A 17,960-nucleotide genomic window follows, 5' to 3' on the forward strand; every position below is an offset into this window, starting at 1 on the left:
ATTTAATTATTCACAAAGGATAATACCTTTATTATGATTAAATTCTACAACACCGCTTTTGATAGCATAAGCAAAAACAGAGTCTTTTCCAGTTTCTTTAGTGAAGTTTTTAGCATAAGCCTCATCAATAGAATTAGCAAAAAGCTTTACATCACCTCCGATTAAAGAAGAAACAATTCCTGCGTGGTTTTTCATGATGTGAAATTCACCATTTTTTCCAGGCAATAATACTGAGTCTACTTCTCCTTCAAAAACTACGTATTCTGGTGTTAAAATTTTTATATTCATTTAATTTAGATTAAAAGATTAAAAGATTGAAGATTAAAAGATTTTTGACAAACATTATATGTCTCTCATCTCATGTCTAAAAATCTTATGTCTAATTATTAAGCGTTTTCAGCTAACATTTTTTGTCCTGCTTCGATAGCTTCTTCGATGGTTCCTTTCAAGTTGAAAGCTGCTTCTGGTAAGTGATCTAATTCACCATCCATAATCATGTTGAATCCTTTGATAGTATCTTTGATGTCTACCAATGATCCTGGGATACCTGTAAACTGCTCTGCTACGTGGAAAGGCTGAGATAAGAATCTCTGAACTTTTCTTGCACGGTATACAACAGCTTTATCTTCTTCAGAAAGTTCTTCCATACCAAGGATTGCGATGATATCCTGAAGAGCTTTATATCTTTGAAGGATTTCTTTTACTCTTTGAGCACAATTGTAGTGATCATTACCTAAAATTTCAGGGTTTAGGATTCTAGAAGTAGAAGAAAGTGGATCTACCGCTGGATAGATACCTAATGAAGCAATCTTTCTGTCAAGTACTGTAGTTGCATCCAAGTGAGCAAACGTAGTTGCAGGAGCCGGGTCAGTTAAGTCATCCGCAGGTACGTATACCGCCTGTACTGAAGTAATTGAACCATTTTTAGTTGAAGTAATTCTTTCCTGCATCGCACCCATTTCAGAAGCAAGTGTAGGTTGGTAACCTACCGCTGATGGCATACGACCAAGAAGTGCAGATACCTCAGAACCAGCCTGTGTAAAACGGAAGATGTTGTCTACGAAGAAAAGTACGTCTCTACCTTGTCCGCTTTCTCCACCATCTCTGTAGTACTCAGCCAATGTAAGACCAGAAAGTGCTACTCTAGCTCTTGCACCTGGCGGCTCGTTCATCTGTCCGAAAACGAATGCAGCTTTTGAATCTTTCATAGCTTCTAAGTCTACTTTAGAAAGATCCCAACCTCCGTTTTCCATAGAATGCATGAAATCATCACCATACTTGATAATACCTGATTCCAACATCTCTCTCAAAAGGTCATTTCCTTCTCTCGTTCTTTCACCTACTCCAGCGAAAACAGAAAGACCTCCGTGTCCTTTTGCAATATTGTTAATCAACTCCTGGATCAATACTGTTTTACCTACACCAGCACCACCGAACAATCCAATTTTACCTCCTTTTGCGTAAGGCTCAACTAGGTCGATTACTTTAATACCTGTAAATAAAACTTCTGCTGAAGTTGATAATTGATCAAATTTTGGAGCTGGTCTGTGAATTGGAAGACCACCATCCTTAGAAATATCTTGAAGTCCATCGATAGCATCACCAACAACGTTGAATAGTCTTCCGTTTACTGCCTCTCCGATAGGCATCATAATAGGATTTCCGTATCCAATTACGTCTTGCCCTCTTTTAAGACCGTCAGTAGCGTCCATTGCGATACATCTTACTGTATCTTCGCCAATATGTTGTTCTACCTCTAAAACTACTTTTTCACCGTTTTCTTTTGTAATTTCTAACGCGTCATAGATTGCTGGAACAGCTTCCACATCTGTGAAGACAACGTCGATTACCGGACCAATAATTTGAGAAATTTTACCTTTAATTTGGTTTGCCATTGCTAAATTTTTTCTTGGTGCAAATATAGTGATTCTTCATAAACCCGCAATTGGTAAAAAAAAGATTTTTATCATGCTTTTGAAGAGATGAATGAGTTTGTCATTTACTATGTAAAATTCAATATTTATCATTATATTTAACAGCAAATTTGCAATTCATTAAGTTGTTATTATTATAGTATTATATAATGTAGGATTTTTTTCAAAATTTTTCATTTTCAAATTTTCAGATTCCCTCCGTTACATTAAAAATAAAGGTTTTATATTTGCAATCAAAATTTTTCCGTTTTGAAAGTTTTCAAGAATTTTACAGATTACTCCTCACAGAAGCCTTTAGCATTGTCTTTAGGAATGTTTGACGGGGTACATCTCGGGCACAAGAGTATTATCGATGAACTGACTAAAATAGGTACAGAAAATAATCTGGAAACAGCAATCCTTACGTTCTGGCCTCATCCAAGATTTGTTTTTAATCCTAATGAAGATTTAAAACTTCTGAATACACTGGAAGAAAAGAAACAACTGGTTGAGAAATATGGCATTGATAATTTGTTCCTGAAAGAATTTGATGAAGAATTCAGAAATCTGACCGGAGAAGAATTCGTACGCCAGATTTTAGTTGATAAACTTAATGTAAAGTACCTTATTATAGGATACGATCATTCTTTCGGAAAAAATAAAAGTGGAAATTTTGAGCTTCTTCAGAAATTATCAAAAGAACTGGATTTTGAAGTAGAACAGATGGAAGCGATTAATATTCATGAAAATAATATCAGTTCCACAAAAGTACGTAATGCCCTGTTAGCAGGAAATGTTAAAGAGGCCAATGAAATGCTGGGATATTCCTACTCTGTTTCAGGAACTGTAGTTCATGGAAAAAAGATTGGGAGAACCATCGGATATCCAACAGCCAATATTGACACTGAATCTATCAAGCTATTACCTAAAAAAGGAGCTTATATTGTAGAAGTATTCGTAAAAGGCAACCAATATAAAGGAATGCTGAGTGTGGGAACCAATCCCACGGTAAACGGAGAAAAACTAACTGTGGAGGTTTATATCCTTGATTTTGATGATGATATTTATGAAGAAAAGATTACGGTAAGTTTCAGGGATTTTCTTCATGATGAAATCAAATTTGAAGGTCTTGACAAATTGATTGAAAGACTGGATGAGGATAAAAGATTAACACAAATATATGAATTCAAGGAGTAATAATTTTGACTTTCTAAGGCTTATTTTTGCAAGCTTTGTTGTCATTTCCCATTCCTATGCTCTTTCAGGAGCGCCTCATGGTGATCTACTGTCACAACTTACCAACGGCCAGATGGAATTTTCTTATCTGGGAGTTCATGGTTTTTTTATTATCTCCGGATACCTGATTTTTAAAAGCCTGCTTCGCTGCAAAAGTCTTCCCGATTTTTACTGGAAAAGACTTTTAAGACTTTTTCCGGCACTATTAGTCGTACTTTTTCTTACGGTTTTACTGGCACCTGCAGTGTATGAAAATACTGTTCCTTACTTACAGAACAAATCTGTTTACACTTATATTCCTCAAAATATCACTTTATTTTTCCGTCAAAAAGGTATTGATGGAGTTTTTGAAAACAATCCTTACAAACACAGTATCAATGGGAGTTTGTGGACTATATGCTATGAATTCAGCATGTATGTCATGGTTTCACTACTCTTCTTTATCAGGGAAAAAACATTTGTGAAAACAGTTGTCATTCTGCTATTTATATCAAGTTATCTCTTAAGTCTTTTTCATCCCTATTTCCTTCACGGATTATTCATGAAAATGGAACTGGGAAGTAATCACTTTTACAATCTGATGTGCTTTTTCGTCGGAGGAATGATCATGACTTACCTGAATACCAATAAAAGAACAGAAAACATTCTTATTATTCTTTCTTTCACTGTTCTTATTGCCAGTGTATATTTAAATATTAATCAGTATACCTGCTATATTACCCTGCCTCTGCTGGTAATTCTTCTTGGGAAAAGCTCTACCCGATATCTTAATAAAGTTGGAGATACTATCGGAGATACTTCTTATGGTATTTATATTTATTCTTTCCCTATACAGCAGACGCTGATGTATTTCTTTAAACTGGATACAGCTATGTTATTTATAATTTCATTACCGCTATCTATTCTGTTAGGATACGTTTCCTGGCATCTGATTGAAAAGAAAGCATTAGAATATAAAGATTTATTAACAAGAAAGGCTATTCTCACTGAATAGCCTTTTAGTTTATTTTAATACTTTTAAGTAGATTTTCTGGGTTTCATTGTTCAGTTTCACATTGGGGAACTGTTTGTCATAATCAATGAAGATATCACCCTTTTCATCTGCTTTTCCATTTCCATCTGAGTCCCAGCTTATGGTTACATAGTATTTTGCCGGACCAGCAGGTTTTGGATTGATTTTACTTTCAGCATCTTTTGGCACCGGAAGATCAATAGTAAATGGTACAGATTTCTGCTCAAATTCTTTCTCTGTAATTAAGCTGGCAGGAGCATCGGCCAGTTTTTCATCCATTCCGTACAGGCTAACCTTTAGTTTTGGATTTTTAATGGTAAAATTCTCCACTCCTGAAAATTCTATTTTAAGATTTTCAGAGGAAGCGGATGCTGCGGATGCTTCAGGAGTTGTAGTTTCTGTAGTACTTTTCTTTACCGGATTGGTACAGCTTGATAGCAGAAATGCACCTGCTGTTGCGAATAATAAAAGGTGGTTTCTCATTTGTTATTTATTTTATTAAGATTAAATATATTATTTCACCGGTAATAGATAACAAATTTCATACCTCAATTTATTTTATTTACTATAAAGAATTTACTTCATTTTGAGCCTTCTTGGTAAGAGATTTAAAAACCAGATCATAGGATTGGTCAATAAGTTTAAAGATCAAATCTCTTTTCAGTCCATCTACTGCCACGGAATTCCAGTGGGTTTTGTTCATATGATAAGCACCTGTGATCTGAGGATATTGCTCACGAAGCTCTGCACTCCACTCCGGATCTGTTTTTACATTGATTGCTAACGGCTGTCTTTCAAGACCCATCAGTAAAAACATTTTGGTATCTACTTTAAGTACAAGTGTTTCGTTATCAAACGGAAAACTTTCCGTAACTCCTTTTTTGGCAAGGCAATAGTCTAAAATTTCGTTGGCATCCATATTCAATATGAGTAATGAGTGATCAGTAATTCGTAATGATTAAATGATATAATTCTTTAATCTTTGATTCAAATTTAGTAAATTTAAGAAAGAAATAATCTCACAAAATCGCAATTATTATGAAAGCTCTGGTAATAGGTGCTACAGGCGCTACAGGAAAAGATCTGGTGAATCAGTTACTCAATGATAAAGAATTTGATGAAGTAGATATTTTTGTCAGAAAACCTGTCGATATTCAGAATGATAAACTGAAAGTTCATGTGGTGAATTTTGAAAAGCCTGAAGAATGGAAAAATATGGTGAAGGGAGATGTGGCGTTTTCATGTCTGGGAACTACCTTAAAAGATGCCGGAAGCAAAGAAGCCCAGAAGAAAGTAGATTTTGATTATCAGTATGAATTTGCAAAAGCCGCAAAAGAAAATGAGGTGGAAGATTATATTCTGGTATCTGCTTATGGTGCAAATCCGCAGTCTAAAATTTTCTATTCCAAGATGAAAGGTGAACTGGAAGAGGCCGTAAAACAATTGCATTTCAATAAGATTACCATTTTTAAGCCAGGAATGCTTGAACGAAAAGACTCTGAAAGAACCGGAGAAGTATTGGGAAGCCGCATTATTAAATTTGCGAATAAACTTGGGCTGTTAGAAAGTAAAAAACCTTTGCCGACCGATATTCTGGCAAAGGCCATGATCAATTCTTCGAAAATAAAAAGTAATGGCTATTCGAGTATTAAGCTGGGGAACATTTTCTGCTTTGCAGAGAAGAGTAATGGATAATGCTTCAACTGATTTTCTGTTTTGTTGCATCAATAATTGGCTTGATCCATTTATAATCCGGTAGTTTTTTAAGTTTCAAAATTAATTCATGGGGAATATTTTCAGTTCCGATCAATGTTCCCGCAATTTGTCCGGCAATTGAAGCATTGGTATCTGTATCTCCACCCGAACTTATAATTTGTTTCAACATTTCTTCCAGACCTAAATCAATAATTTTGGTTGAACAGTAAATTGCAAAAGGAACCGAATTAACAACATAGCCATTATTGCCCAATTTTGATATTTCTGAAATTGAAGAATTATTGCCTATTGAATTAATTTCGATTAATCTGTCTTTTACACTTGTATCGGGAATTTCCGGAATAATAATATCAAAAAGATTATTGTTTCCATTCCAATCAGAATTTAGAATTGCTTTTATGGAAAGAAAAACAGCCAGGGCTCCAGAAAAAGCTTCATCATTTCTGTGTGTTACCTTACAGGCTTCATAAATATCTTGCCTTGTCATATGTGAGAAAAAAGCAAAAGGAGCAATTCTCATTGCTCCTCCGTTTCCTGCGGCAAATTCTCCAGTTCGTCCTGCCTGGCTCCAATGAATACCAGCTTCAGTATCTAAAATTGCCTTAAGTGTAGAAGCGCCAATTCCTGTTAATTTGCGGCTTCTGTAATATTCTATAAATTTATTGATAAGATTTTCAGGAGTAAAGCTGTCCTCAGACAAAACTTCACAAGTCGCCAAAGTCATTTGTGTATCATCCGTAATACTCCAAACTCTTCGGTTTATGTTTTTTTTCCCTAAATAATAAATATGGGAATCATCGATTTTTATTTCATTTTCATAACTGCTTCCCCACGCATCTCCAATTGCTCCGCTGATGATACAAGCTTCAAACCGATCCAGAAAATCTACGCAATGCATTATTATTTCAGATACTTTGTAATCGCCTGATCTGTAGGATTTGTAGTACTTACAAAAGAATCAATCAGTTTTCCGTTTTCGTCCACCAGGAATTTCGTAAAGTTCCAAAGGATACTTGTATTTTTTACTCCGTTTAATTCTTTCTCTGTTAAAAATTTAAAGATTGGTGCGGTATCATCACCTTTTACAGAAACTTTAGCAGCCATAGGGAATGTTACTCCATAGTTTTTCTGGCAGAAAGCTCCAATCTCAGTATTGGTTCCAGGTTCTTGTCCTCCGAAGTTATTAGCAGGAAAACCTATAACTACCAATTTATCTTTATATTGCTCATATACCTTCTCAAGATCTGCATACTGAGGGGTAAACCCACATTCTGAAGCTGTATTAACAATCAGGATTTTTTTTCCTTTGAAATCTGCAAAATTGATTTCTTTGCCATCAAGACTTTCTACTTTGAAGTCATATATTGTTTTTCCCATAAGTTCGTTGGTTTTAGCTTTTGAAATTTCACTTTTTTGATTGAAGCAGCTTTGCAGAAATGCCATGAAAGAAAGCAGCAGTAAAAAAATCTTTTTCATGTCTTATAAGTTTATGCAGAGAACTGCAGTTGAATTAAAACTTAAAAATATTAGCCGGGAATACTTTATTAATGTCTACTCTGTTTAATAACATCACATAATCTCCATCTTTTTTAGCACTTGAAGATTCAATTCTGAAAGGCATTACAATGTTTCCAACTTTTTTAAAATCAGAATAGATCAATGTTTCATCTTTTTTCACTTCTTTGATCAACATATAAGTTTTTGTATCAAAATAGTACATATTCTTATTCACATTTTTGGTAAGTTCTACCTTATGGCAGTAGATCTCTCCTACTTTTTCTTTTCCAAGGTATTTGGCATCAAATCCTTTATTTTCCCAATCAATGAAGTCATTATCAAAGCTTTCCGGCACATATTCAGGATATTCCTGAAGTTTGTTGGCCGCATAATTCATAGCATATCCTTTGGTACCATCAAAACCTTCAATTGCGGTTTCTTTTCCTCCGGTAGTAATCAATGTTTTAGTAAGATTTGGACGTTGCTGGAAAATTCTTATCGGATATTCATCTTTAATTCCCAGGATTACTTTTCCCTGAAGCAATACTGAATTTAACAGTTTCCAATTGGTTAACCCTCCGGATAATTCAATATTTTTGTCAATAATTTCCTTTGCGGTCTGTCCGAATATCACATGCGAAAATATCAGTCCAAATACTAATAATAACTTCTTCATTAATTTTATTTATAAATTCAAATATAGGGGGATTTATGTAAAATTGCAAAAACACAAAACAATTAAAAGGTCAATTTGTTTTGCTCATTCTTCTGATTTTAAATTAACTTCCGGGCTTTTTCCAGATCTTCCGGAGTATCAATGCCTACTCCTACAAAATTGGTTTCTATCATTTTGATTTTCATTCCATATTCAAGATAACGGATGCATTCAATCTTTTCTGCTATTTCCAATGGCTTCATAGCCAGCTTTGAAAATAGCAACAAGGCTTCTTTCCTGAAAGCATATACTCCAATATGTTTAAAATAACTTACATCATAAGAAACTTCTCTGTGAAAAGGAATTACGGAACGGCTAAAATACAAGGCAAAACCATTATTATCAGTAATCACTTTTACATTATTCGGGTTTTCAATTTCTTCTTTTTCATGCAGTTGTATTTTTAAAGAAGCTAAAGATATTTCCTGTTGGTTGTCATTTCTGAAAACTTCAATCAACTGACATAAAGGTTCTAACTTAAGGAAAGGTTCATCTCCCTGAACATTGATCACGATATCACAATCTATATTCTGTACTGCTTCAGCAATACGGTCGCTTCCGGTCTCGTGCTGTCCTGTCATTACAGCTTTTCCTCCGTTTTTTACGATTTCATCAAAAATAATTTCAGAGTCTGTGGCGACAAATACTTCGTCAAACAGTCCGGTTTCCACTACATTCTGATAGGTTGTGGTAATCACGGTTTTTTCTCCTAAAATCTGCATTAGTTTCCCTGGAAAACGGCTTGCTTCGTAACGCGCAGGGATGACAGCGATTATTTTCATTCAATACAATATTAAGTAATTCTTTTTAAATCAGGAGGTTCCATTCCGGCATTTATAAAAGCCAGGATAAACCTTTTATCCTGAGACCAAATGTAGTGAAAAGTATCTTATTTCCTCTACAAAACAGAGATTTCAGAGTTTAAAAAGAGAGTTTTACGCCTACCATATTGTATTCCCATTGGCGGGATGCAGTGAAGTTGAGACTATATTTTGTCTTTCCTATAGTTCCTTCTGAAGAAGTATATCTGCTTTTTGAGATTGTTTTTCCAATAAAATATCCCATTAATAAGGCTAACGGATAGTCTGAAGCCCAGTGAACTTTACTTTGCATCATTTGAAAGCATAATGCTCCTGCCAGTGTATATCCTACAGGTTTGATCCATTTGGCATCCGGATAGTTATCTGCAATAACTGTGATCCCAGCCATAAAGGTAGTTAAATGTCCTGATGGCATTGCATCATAATTCGATGTATTTTTACTGAATGCGGAGAAACTTGGAAATGGATTCCACGCGCCTCCTTTATGCCCATATTCTTCGGCAATAAATGGACTTTCTCTTCCGGTAATTCTTTTAAGGGTTTGAGTGAAAACTCCGGAAAGAATTAAACTTTCCATCAAACCACTCGCCGTAGCCTGTGCTCTGTAATCATTTTTAATCAATCCATAGGTACCAAAACCAATTCCTAGTAATACTAATGTGGAACCATTTCCTATGAGATACAGAGTAGATCCGATATCTTTCGGAATTTTAAATACACCTCCGACTTTGTGGTAGTTATTATCCTTATCCATCCCCCATTGTTCTGCAAGCTCTCTTGAGTTGTCAATCAGTTTCTGATCAAATGGCAGAAGAATCAAAGTTGCCGCAACAGCACCTCCCAGATAATAAGCATGATCTTTGGCTACAAAGTCTTTATTGGTATCGATAAAGTTTCTGGGTAATTTGGTTACAAAATCTAATAATTTAGGTTTAGGATAGGTTCTGACAGATCCGTCTTTTAGGGTGTAAGTTTGTACTTTTGGCAATCCAAGTTCCTTTGGAAGCTCATTTACCTTCAATGTATCAACCTCTTGTGAGCATACCAATATTGAAACTGGTAAGAGTAGAAATCTCAGTTTTTTCATCGTGTAATTTTCGACTTTATTATATTCAGGTGTGTAAAAGTCTCAAAGATAATTCCTTGTTGTATGTCGTACAAAGAGATTATTTAATTTTTAATATTTATTTAATTTTTTGATTAATAAACACAACTTCAATGCAAATATTTGATCAGAAAAATAATTCCATACATCCAGGAGATATAGAGAAAAGAATAAAAAAGTCCGAATCCAAAACTTTTTAGCAAATTGCCCTTGCATTTTCCTGAGTTTTTGAAAACCAACCTTAAAGCTCTGAAAAAAATCCAGTACAAGATAGCTCCTAATAATAATACAGACGACCAAAAGAAAAGACCAAAAAAGTAGGAAAGAAAAATGAGTAGAATTGAAACTACAATCCATAAAAGAATTGATAAAATAATACCTCCTATTCCATCACCAACAGCTGGTGGATCAAACTCAAAACCATCAAGTTTTGGTGTTTTATCAGCATATCTTTGTATTCTTTCTTTGTTTAAAATATTTCCGATATTGTCTTTTAGTTTCAACCCAAAATATAGTCCCAACGTAATAAATAGGAAAAATGCTCCAGCCAAAACAGAGGTTGATAAAATTGAATTCTGAAATAGTGAACGATGAGATCCTTTTCCTGAAAGCCAAACACTGAGAATCACTATTACAATGATTGCCAGCGTTGAAAAAAACATATATTTTGTTTTAAGAAAGAATTTCTGTGAAAGTTTCATGGTTTCATAAGGTGTGTAAAAAATGTTTCGACTTTGCTCAGCGTGACACAATTAAACTCATTTTGTTTTTAACAGTGTCATGCCGGACAGAGTCGAAGCATTTATATTTTATGTAAAGATTACTTTAATTTGTTCAAAGCACTTTCCAGTTTTGGAAGCATTACTTTAATCTCATCTACAGCTAATCCTCCTACAGAAGCACGGAACCAAGGTTCAGTTTTTTCTTCTCCGAAGGCTGAGAATGGCACTAATGCTACTCCTGCTTCATTAATTAAGTAGAATACCAGGTCTGAAGAGTTTTCAATTACTACGCCATCTGGTTTTGTTTTCCCGATATAATCTAATTTAATAGTAAGATAAAGAGCTCCCATTGGTTCAATACTGTCAACAGCCAATCCTTTTCCTTTTAAGTCCTGAACTCCATTGTGAAGTACTTTTAAGCTGTTTTCAAGTTTAGCTTTAAAATCATTCACGAAAGTATCTACATTCTCTGAATTTTCATAGAATTTAGCCGTCGCTTCCTGCTCTGGTTTTGGTGCCCATGCCCCAACGTGAGTAAGAAGCGCCTTCATTTTATCAAGGATATGAGCAGGCCCGAATCCCCATCCAACACGTACTCCTGTTGCTGCAAGGCATTTTGAAATACCGTCGATATAGATAGTGTAGTCTTTCATTTCAGGGAAAAGAGAAACTGGATCTACGTGCTCAGCACCGAATGTAAGGCAAGAGTAGATCTGGTCATACATTAAGTATAAAGGTTTTTGATTTTCCCCTCTTTTTTTGTTTTCAGCAATGACCAATTCGCAGATCTCAGAAAGCTGTTCTTTTGTAAACATGGTTCCTGTAGGGTTCAAAGGAGAACATAAAGCTAATAACACAGCTCCATCCAAATGAGGTCTTAAATCATCAGCAGTCGGAAGAAAATTGGTTTCAGGCTTTGTCTTTACTTCTACAGCATTGGCTGAAGTAAGGTAAGCATAGTGATTATTATTCCAAGATGGTGTAGGATATACTACTTTATCTCCTTCATCTACGATCGTTTTGTATACAGCATAGATCAAAGGTCTTGATCCTGCAGTAATCAGGATATCTTCAGGAGAATAGTCAAGATTCCATCTTTTTTTAAGGTCTTTGGAAACTTCTTTTCTTAAAGATAAAAGTCCGTTGGCAGGGGGATAGTTCGTCAGATTATTCTGATATGCTTTCTGAATCTCTTCCTTCAATAATGTTGGAATAGGATAGATATTAGAATTCAGATCACCAATAGTAAGATTGGCAATTTCTGCTCCTTTTGCTTTTAGATCATTTACTTCGTTACCAATTTTTACAATTTCAGAACCGATCAGGTTCGCTGCTAATTTTGAAACTTTCACTTTTTCTTATTTTAAATTTATATTATCGTTCTCCATGAATCTTCTCATATATTTGATCTACCGGTGTTTGTGCATCAAAAAGGGTGATTACTTCTTTTGCTTTTTTTGTCGTGTTGGAATTCGGATATTTTTTGATCATCCTGTTGAATTCCGCTCTGTTTTCATCGTTTAGTTTTCCGGTTTCTTTGTCTGGTTCTCTTTCGTAGGTTGGAGTATTATCCATTCCCAAAAGATAATCAGACAAATAGTAGTTATAGTCTTGTTTTACAGTCTTTATCAGCTTGCTTTCAGGATATTTATTCATAAAATTTTCCCAGAACATCAGCCTGTCGCCTAGTTGCTCCCAGCTGATTATCAATCCTGCATCTGCTGCATAATTAGCTTCACTTTCTTTATCCGTTTGTGAAATATAAGCTTCATAATCCGGAGTCAGTTTATTTTTAAAAAGAGAAGAATAATATCCCGGAATGGTCCATATTTCAGTCATTCCTTCTCCTACTTCTCTGAATTCAAGACCTGCTTTCTTTAGTTCTGAAGCTATTTTTTTAACGTTATCCGGAAAGTTGTACTGATCCTTATCATAGTTATAATAATTCGCATATTTATCCAAGACATCAGTATGAAGATTCATCAGACATTCTGTATACTTTCCTCTTATTTTTAAATAATCTTCGTATACTCTGTCATTCTGTTCCGGACTGTTAGCTGCCATCTCTTTTTCGATTTTGGTACGATACCATTGAAGAGATGTAATATAATCCTCCGTTTTGTTAGTGGATGAACAAGCTGTGTCTATGGGTTTGTACTGATCTTCTTCGGATTCAGTTTTGGTAATCGAATCGTTTACCTGTTTTACTTCTGAAACTGTAGTTTCCTTTTTACAGGAAACTACAGCTGCAGATAGTATGCATATTGCTATAACTCTTTTTATCATCTGCTGTTTTCAGCACCTTAATCCAGTTTCAAATCTGTTTTAACGGCTCCTATTTTAACTTCCAATGATTTTAATTTGTCTCTGAAATCAGCTTCTGAAGTAACGGAATCCTTCACTGAAACATAGAACTTGATTTTGGGTTCTGTTCCTGAAGGTCTTACGCATACTTTTGTTCCATCCTGTGTGTAATAGATCAAAACGTTAGACTTCGGAATATCATTCATTACTTTTTTCTCGTTGGTAGAAACGGTAAGGCTTGTCTGTTCCTTAAAGTCTTTCACTTCTTCTACTAATGAACCAGCCAGTTCTTTTGGAGGATTCTCACGGAAGTCTTTCATCATATTCTGAATTTCTTCAGCTCCTTCTTTTCCTTTTCTTACGATATTGATCAATCCTTCATAATACATTCCAAGGTCTTCGTAGATCTCGATCATGTACTGATACATAGTTTTTCCATTGGCTTTGCACCATGCAGCAATTTCACAAGCTACAAGGATACTTCCGCAAGAGTCTTTATCACGAACAAAATCTCCGGTCATGAATCCGAAACTTTCCTCGCCTCCACACACAAATTTCTGTGTTCCTTCTGCTTCGCGGATCATTTTTCCGATCCATTTGAATCCGGTAAGACCTACTTTGCATTCTACCCCAAACTTCTGTGCAATATCAAAGAAGATATCTGAAGTTACGATCGTAGAACCAATAAATTCTTTTCCGGTAATTCTTCCCTGCTTTCTCCATTCATTCAGGATGTAGTAAGTAAGGATTGTATTGGTTTGGTTACCGTTCAGTAACTGCATTTCACCCTCAAGGTTTCTTACTGCAATACCTAATCTATCCCCATCCGGATCTGTTCCGATAACGATATCAGCATTGGTAATTCTTGCCAGATCCATTGCCATTTCCAGTGCAGCAGGCTCTTCCGGGTTTGGAGAATCTACGGTAGGGAAATTTCCGCTTGGGATCATCTGTTCTCTTACAAGATCTATTTTTTTGAATCCTGCTTTTTCTAAAGCTTTTGGAATGGTCGTATAAGTTGTTCCGTGGATAGAGGTGAAAACAATATTTAGATTTTCTTTTCCAACATTCTGATAGGTAGAATTTTCAATACAGGCATCGATGTAAACATCATCCTGCTCCTCTCCGATCCACTCAATTAGATCGTCATTTCCGTTGAATTTAATTTCTTCAAATTTTACGGAATATACCTCATTGATAATAGCTTCATCATTAGGCGGAACAATTTGTGCTCCGTCGTTCCAGTATACTTTATAACCGTTGTATTCAGGCGGATTGTGAGACGCTGTCAATACAATTCCTCCATTACATTTTTTATCACGAACAGTGAAAGACAATTCCGGAGTCGGTCTGTGATCTTTGAAAAGTAATACTTTAATTCCGTTGGCTGTCAGAACATCTGCTACCAGTTTTCCGAATTCTTTTGAGTTATTACGAACATCATAAGCGATGGCCACTTTAATCTCTTCTCCTTTGAACTGCTGAAGCATATAATTGGCCAATCCCTGAGTAGCCTGTCCTAATGTATATTTATTCAAGCGGTTGGTCCCCACTCCCATTATCCCACGCATACCTCCTGTACCGAATTCCAGTTCTCTGTAGAAAGAATCTTCCAGGTCCGGAGAATTACTGTCGATTAATGTCTGTACAGCATCTCTCGTTTCTTTATCGAAGGTATCACTTAACCAAAGTTTCGCTTTTTCTAGTGTATTCATATTTGTATTGTTGTTCTTTTATAGTTTGTAAAGTTCCTAGTTTCTGGTTTAAATAATACTGGTTTAATCCAGTTTTTTGTTTTCGACTTTCGTCGTTTTATCAATCTTAAATGCTCTGATTGGATCGTTATAGTAAATAAATTTTGCAGTATTCTGAATATGTCCTTTTAAAGAATCTTTTACATTTACTTCTGCATAATTTCCGTTTTTTGAATCAATATTCAGGTTGGTGATTTTCCAGTAAGGTGCAATTAAACTTGCTGTATCTGAAATCTTTATCACAGCATCTTTAGACAATCCCAAAAAGTTAGCGCGGCTTCTGTTGTGCATTTCCACTTCTGCCCTTCTTGTGTTGACAGACCCCATGAAGCTTGCATTATTCTTCATATTTAGCCTGAAATTGTCTGTTTTGATTTCACTTGAAATATTCACTTCCACAGAATCAGAAACAGCTACTTTTTCAAGATTATATTTGGAATAAATTGTCACATTATAAAAATCAACTCCTTTTGTCGCTCTTTTTTCTTTGATGAAAAGTGTTTTGTCTTTTACATCTACATCCAGATTACCCGCCACATTCGGATAGGTCTCTATTTCTACAAAATTCTTTGGACCTTTGGCATAAAATACACGGAATTTACCTTCCAGATCAAGGTTGACGAACTCCGAAACATCCACATCTTTCTTTTCAATATTTCCTTTTGGAGAAACTTTTCCACAGGAAACTACGGCCACCAGCATTAATGTGTATACAATTTTTTTCATATGTAATTTGAAATATTCAATATTATAATCGCAATCATTTTTACTGAAAATCTCTGAAAGCCTTTCTTCATGCATCTTACAGGATTTTCAATATTACTTTGAACAAAAATAGGATTAAAATTTCTAAAAATCTTTGTCTTTTGACAATAAAATACCTGATAATTTTCAATTTTTTGCTTTTCTGAAAACTATTTCTTATTCGTCTTTTCTTTTACTTTTTTATAAAACCACGTTTTAGGACTACCTGCCACTGAAAATAAAAGTAGATAATTTTTACTTACACCAGAAATTTTCATTGGGGTTACATTTTCATCATCATTATACTTCATTTTCAACAGATTATTTTCTATCTGATATGTCCCGTTGTTCCCCATTGAAGTAAAAGTTTTATCCTGATAAAAGGTCAGAATTCCTGTTCCATATCTGGAATTGTTTGTTTTATTTTTCAACGTATCTGTATTACAGATTTCTCCATCATAAATATCAATAAACTCCCATGAGCCGGAAAGTTTGTTGGATGAACAGGAAATGGTCAGGAATAAAAGAAAATAAAAAAGAATTGATTTGAGTTGAAACATTTAGATTAAAAGTTTTTATAAAATTACAAAAAAGCACCCTGTTGACAGAGTGCTTTTATTTATTAAGATGAAGTTATTATAATTGTGGTTTCCTATTATTTAGTTTAAAAACCACGAATCACACTAATTTTATCCACCAATATCACAAGCATACATAGTGCTATTTGTGAAACATTCGTGCCATTAGTGTTTAAAGATTATATCACTTCGTCAATATTATAGTTCTTATGTTCGCGGTTTGTTCTGATAATCATTTCTCCCAAGAACCCTGCTACAAACAGAAGACTTCCCAAAATCATCATGGTCAAAGCAATAAAGAACCAAGGATTATTGGTAATTAAATGTCCATAAATTCCTCTTGCAACATCAATAAGTTTAGAAATTCCTAACCAAAGTGCTGAAAGAAAACCAACAATAAACATTAAAGTACCCACAGCTCCGAAGAAATGCATTGGTCTTCCTCCAAAACGGCTTACAAACCAAAGGGTTATCAGATCCAGAAATCCTCTGACAAATCTTTCTGTTCCAAATTTTGAAGTTCCGTAAGGTCTAGCCTGGTGCTGCACTTCTTTTTCCGTGATTCTTCTGAAACCAGCATTGGCAGCCAGTACCGGAATATAACGGTGCATATCTCCATAAACATCAACCGATTTTACCACCTGTCTTTTATAGGCTTTCAAACCACAGTTGAAATCATGAAGATAAACTCCTGAAACTTTTCTCGCTGCTGCATTGAATAATTTTGACGGAATATTTTTCGTCATGACATTATCAAAACGCTTCTTTTTCCAACCGGAAACGATATCATAATTATCATGAATCACCATATTATACAGTTCCGGAATTTCTTCAGGGAAATCCTGCAAATCGGCATCCATGGTAATCACTACATCACCGTTTGTTCTTTCAAAAGCGGCATGAAGTGCTTGTGATTTTCCATAATTTCTGGAAAATTTAATAGCGTGGATCTGAGGATACTGAACTTTCATATTCTCAATAATACTCCACGACAAATCCGTACTTCCATCGTCTACAAACCAGATTTCATAAGATAAATTACTGGTTGTGCATACTTTATCGATTCTTGAAAAAAGCTCTTCCAGAGAGTCTTCTTCGTTCAGTAACGGAATAACTATAGATAAATTCATTTAATTTTAATAAAAATTAGGCTTGATTTGTTTCTTCGGGTTGATGTATCGTTCTTGTTCTGAAAAACGCTCCGAAAAACACCGACAAAACTACGTAAAATATAAGAATTGCTGCAAAATATCCTGAAAAATGACTTGCGGTAAGCATATCTTTTCCTTTAACCGCCTCTGGTGTGAAGCTTTGCAATCTTTCTTTGTATTTCTGATCCAGCTCATCAATATCTTTCTGATGCTTCAGAATTTTTCTTGCTGAAGTATATTCTGTATCCAGTTCTGATTTTTGTCTTTGAACATATTGATAGTTCAACAGGCTTTTAGCTGCAGGATCTACAAAAGTTAAAAAAGCATAAATACTGAAAATGGAAAGAATTCCTCCGATGAACATCGGAACAAATGCTCTTTTGAAAGCTTCCTTGAATTTTACGACTCTATGGTTGTTCCAAAACGATTTTACAGACCAGAAAGCAACTCCGGCATATAAAAGAGGCAAAATAAAAGCGTTGGCTTTCAAAGAGATATCAAAATAATTGATTCCTGAGAAAAAAGTATACACTACAAAAAAAACAATCATTGTAGCGATAAAAAGTATAATTCCTAGTGTTGATGGACTTTTCGTCATATTTAAATTTTTAAAAAAAGTTGAAAATTTTTCCCTCTAAATGTCAGACGTTTAGCTTTACCACTGCATTTTTTCAACTAATTTTCTTTGATAA

Annotated in this window: 20 protein-coding genes; 3 read left to right on the forward strand and 17 right to left on the reverse strand. The window is 34.9% G+C overall.

All coding sequences use genetic code 11. The annotated features are described in order from the left end of the window. Window positions 1-6: 6 nt before the first annotated feature. Together BUE84_RS11900 and atpD are read right to left on the reverse strand one after the other, a co-directional pair. A complete protein-coding gene (locus BUE84_RS11900) occupies window positions 7-288 on the reverse strand; it encodes a FoF1 ATP synthase subunit delta/epsilon (protein ID WP_034697749.1) in 282 nt (93 codons plus the stop codon). A 98-nt stretch (window positions 289-386) separates the two neighbouring features. Then, window positions 387-1,895, reverse strand: coding sequence for a F0F1 ATP synthase subunit beta (gene atpD, locus BUE84_RS11905; RefSeq protein ID WP_034697748.1), 1,509 nt, complete (start codon window positions 1,893-1,895; stop codon window positions 387-389). A gap of 288 nt (window positions 1,896-2,183) precedes the next feature. On the opposite strand from atpD, the gene BUE84_RS11910 reads away from it, so the two are divergent. Continuing rightward, complete coding sequence (locus BUE84_RS11910; protein ID WP_034697746.1) at window positions 2,184-3,110, forward strand: bifunctional riboflavin kinase/FAD synthetase; 927 nt, start codon at window positions 2,184-2,186, stop codon at window positions 3,108-3,110. Continuing rightward, complete coding sequence (locus tag BUE84_RS11915; RefSeq protein ID WP_079241819.1) at window positions 3,094-4,143, forward strand: acyltransferase family protein; 1,050 nt, start codon at window positions 3,094-3,096, stop codon at window positions 4,141-4,143. Before BUE84_RS11910 ends, BUE84_RS11915 begins: the two co-directional genes overlap by 17 nt. Window positions 4,144-4,152: 9 nt before the next feature. Here BUE84_RS11915 and BUE84_RS11920 read toward each other — a convergent pair whose 3' ends face one another. Both BUE84_RS11920 and BUE84_RS11925 read right to left on the reverse strand, forming a co-directional pair. Beyond that, a complete protein-coding gene (locus tag BUE84_RS11920) occupies window positions 4,153-4,644 on the reverse strand; it encodes a hypothetical protein (RefSeq protein WP_079241820.1) in 492 nt (163 codons plus the stop codon). Window positions 4,645-4,726: 82 nt separating this feature from the next. After that, window positions 4,727-5,080, reverse strand: a complete 354-nt coding sequence (locus BUE84_RS11925; RefSeq protein WP_079241821.1) for an MmcQ/YjbR family DNA-binding protein — start codon at window positions 5,078-5,080, stop codon at window positions 4,727-4,729. Between the two features lie 119 nt (window positions 5,081-5,199). Here BUE84_RS11925 and BUE84_RS11930 point away from each other — a divergent pair, with 119 nt between their 5' ends. Continuing rightward, on the forward strand, window positions 5,200-5,856 hold the full coding sequence (locus BUE84_RS11930; protein ID WP_079241822.1) for an NAD(P)H-binding protein: 657 nt from the start codon (window positions 5,200-5,202) through the stop codon (window positions 5,854-5,856). A 4-nt stretch (window positions 5,857-5,860) separates the two neighbouring features. Here BUE84_RS11930 and BUE84_RS11935 read toward each other — a convergent pair whose 3' ends face one another. The 13 genes from BUE84_RS11935 to BUE84_RS11995 all read right to left on the reverse strand — a co-directional run bounded on the left by BUE84_RS11935 (window position 5,861) and on the right by BUE84_RS11995 (window position 17,866). Next, complete coding sequence (locus tag BUE84_RS11935; protein ID WP_079241823.1) at window positions 5,861-6,775, reverse strand: ADP-ribosylglycohydrolase family protein; 915 nt, start codon at window positions 6,773-6,775, stop codon at window positions 5,861-5,863. A gap of 2 nt (window positions 6,776-6,777) precedes the next feature. Continuing rightward, entirely contained in the window at window positions 6,778-7,353 is a 576-nt protein-coding gene (locus BUE84_RS11940; RefSeq protein WP_079241824.1) for a glutathione peroxidase, read from the reverse strand. Between the two features lie 34 nt (window positions 7,354-7,387). Further along, on the reverse strand, window positions 7,388-8,050 hold the full coding sequence (locus tag BUE84_RS11945) for a hypothetical protein (protein ID WP_034697731.1): 663 nt from the start codon (window positions 8,048-8,050) through the stop codon (window positions 7,388-7,390). Between the two features lie 98 nt (window positions 8,051-8,148). After that, window positions 8,149-8,871, reverse strand: a complete 723-nt coding sequence (kdsB, locus tag BUE84_RS11950) for a 3-deoxy-manno-octulosonate cytidylyltransferase (protein ID WP_079241825.1) — start codon at window positions 8,869-8,871, stop codon at window positions 8,149-8,151. A 139-nt stretch (window positions 8,872-9,010) separates the two neighbouring features. Continuing rightward, entirely contained in the window at window positions 9,011-9,997 is a 987-nt protein-coding gene (locus BUE84_RS11955) for a phosphatase PAP2 family protein (RefSeq protein ID WP_079241826.1), read from the reverse strand. 128 nt (window positions 9,998-10,125) lie between these two features. Then, window positions 10,126-10,677, reverse strand: coding sequence for a hypothetical protein (locus BUE84_RS11960; RefSeq protein ID WP_145953237.1), 552 nt, complete (start codon window positions 10,675-10,677; stop codon window positions 10,126-10,128). Window positions 10,678-10,835: 158 nt separating this feature from the next. Beyond that, on the reverse strand, window positions 10,836-12,089 hold the full coding sequence (locus tag BUE84_RS11965) for a pyridoxal phosphate-dependent aminotransferase (RefSeq protein ID WP_079241828.1): 1,254 nt from the start codon (window positions 12,087-12,089) through the stop codon (window positions 10,836-10,838). A gap of 22 nt (window positions 12,090-12,111) precedes the next feature. Further along, complete coding sequence (locus BUE84_RS11970; RefSeq protein WP_079241829.1) at window positions 12,112-13,023, reverse strand: hypothetical protein; 912 nt, start codon at window positions 13,021-13,023, stop codon at window positions 12,112-12,114. A gap of 17 nt (window positions 13,024-13,040) precedes the next feature. Next, window positions 13,041-14,756, reverse strand: a complete 1,716-nt coding sequence (locus BUE84_RS11975; RefSeq protein ID WP_079241830.1) for a phospho-sugar mutase — start codon at window positions 14,754-14,756, stop codon at window positions 13,041-13,043. A 63-nt stretch (window positions 14,757-14,819) separates the two neighbouring features. Then, window positions 14,820-15,521, reverse strand: coding sequence for a GIN domain-containing protein (locus BUE84_RS11980; protein WP_079243930.1), 702 nt, complete (start codon window positions 15,519-15,521; stop codon window positions 14,820-14,822). A 188-nt stretch (window positions 15,522-15,709) separates the two neighbouring features. After that, complete coding sequence (locus tag BUE84_RS11985; protein WP_079241831.1) at window positions 15,710-16,099, reverse strand: hypothetical protein; 390 nt, start codon at window positions 16,097-16,099, stop codon at window positions 15,710-15,712. Window positions 16,100-16,296: 197 nt separating this feature from the next. Then, window positions 16,297-17,247: a glycosyltransferase family 2 protein gene (locus BUE84_RS11990; RefSeq protein ID WP_079241832.1), complete on the reverse strand. Its 951-nt coding sequence runs from the start codon at window positions 17,245-17,247 to the stop codon at window positions 16,297-16,299. Between the two features lie 16 nt (window positions 17,248-17,263). Continuing rightward, complete coding sequence (locus tag BUE84_RS11995; RefSeq protein ID WP_079241833.1) at window positions 17,264-17,866, reverse strand: DUF4199 domain-containing protein; 603 nt, start codon at window positions 17,864-17,866, stop codon at window positions 17,264-17,266. Window positions 17,867-17,960 lie beyond the last annotated feature (94 nt).

The organism is Chryseobacterium indologenes, from assembly GCF_002025665.1.
Classification (GTDB): domain Bacteria; phylum Bacteroidota; class Bacteroidia; order Flavobacteriales; family Weeksellaceae; genus Chryseobacterium; species Chryseobacterium metallicongregator.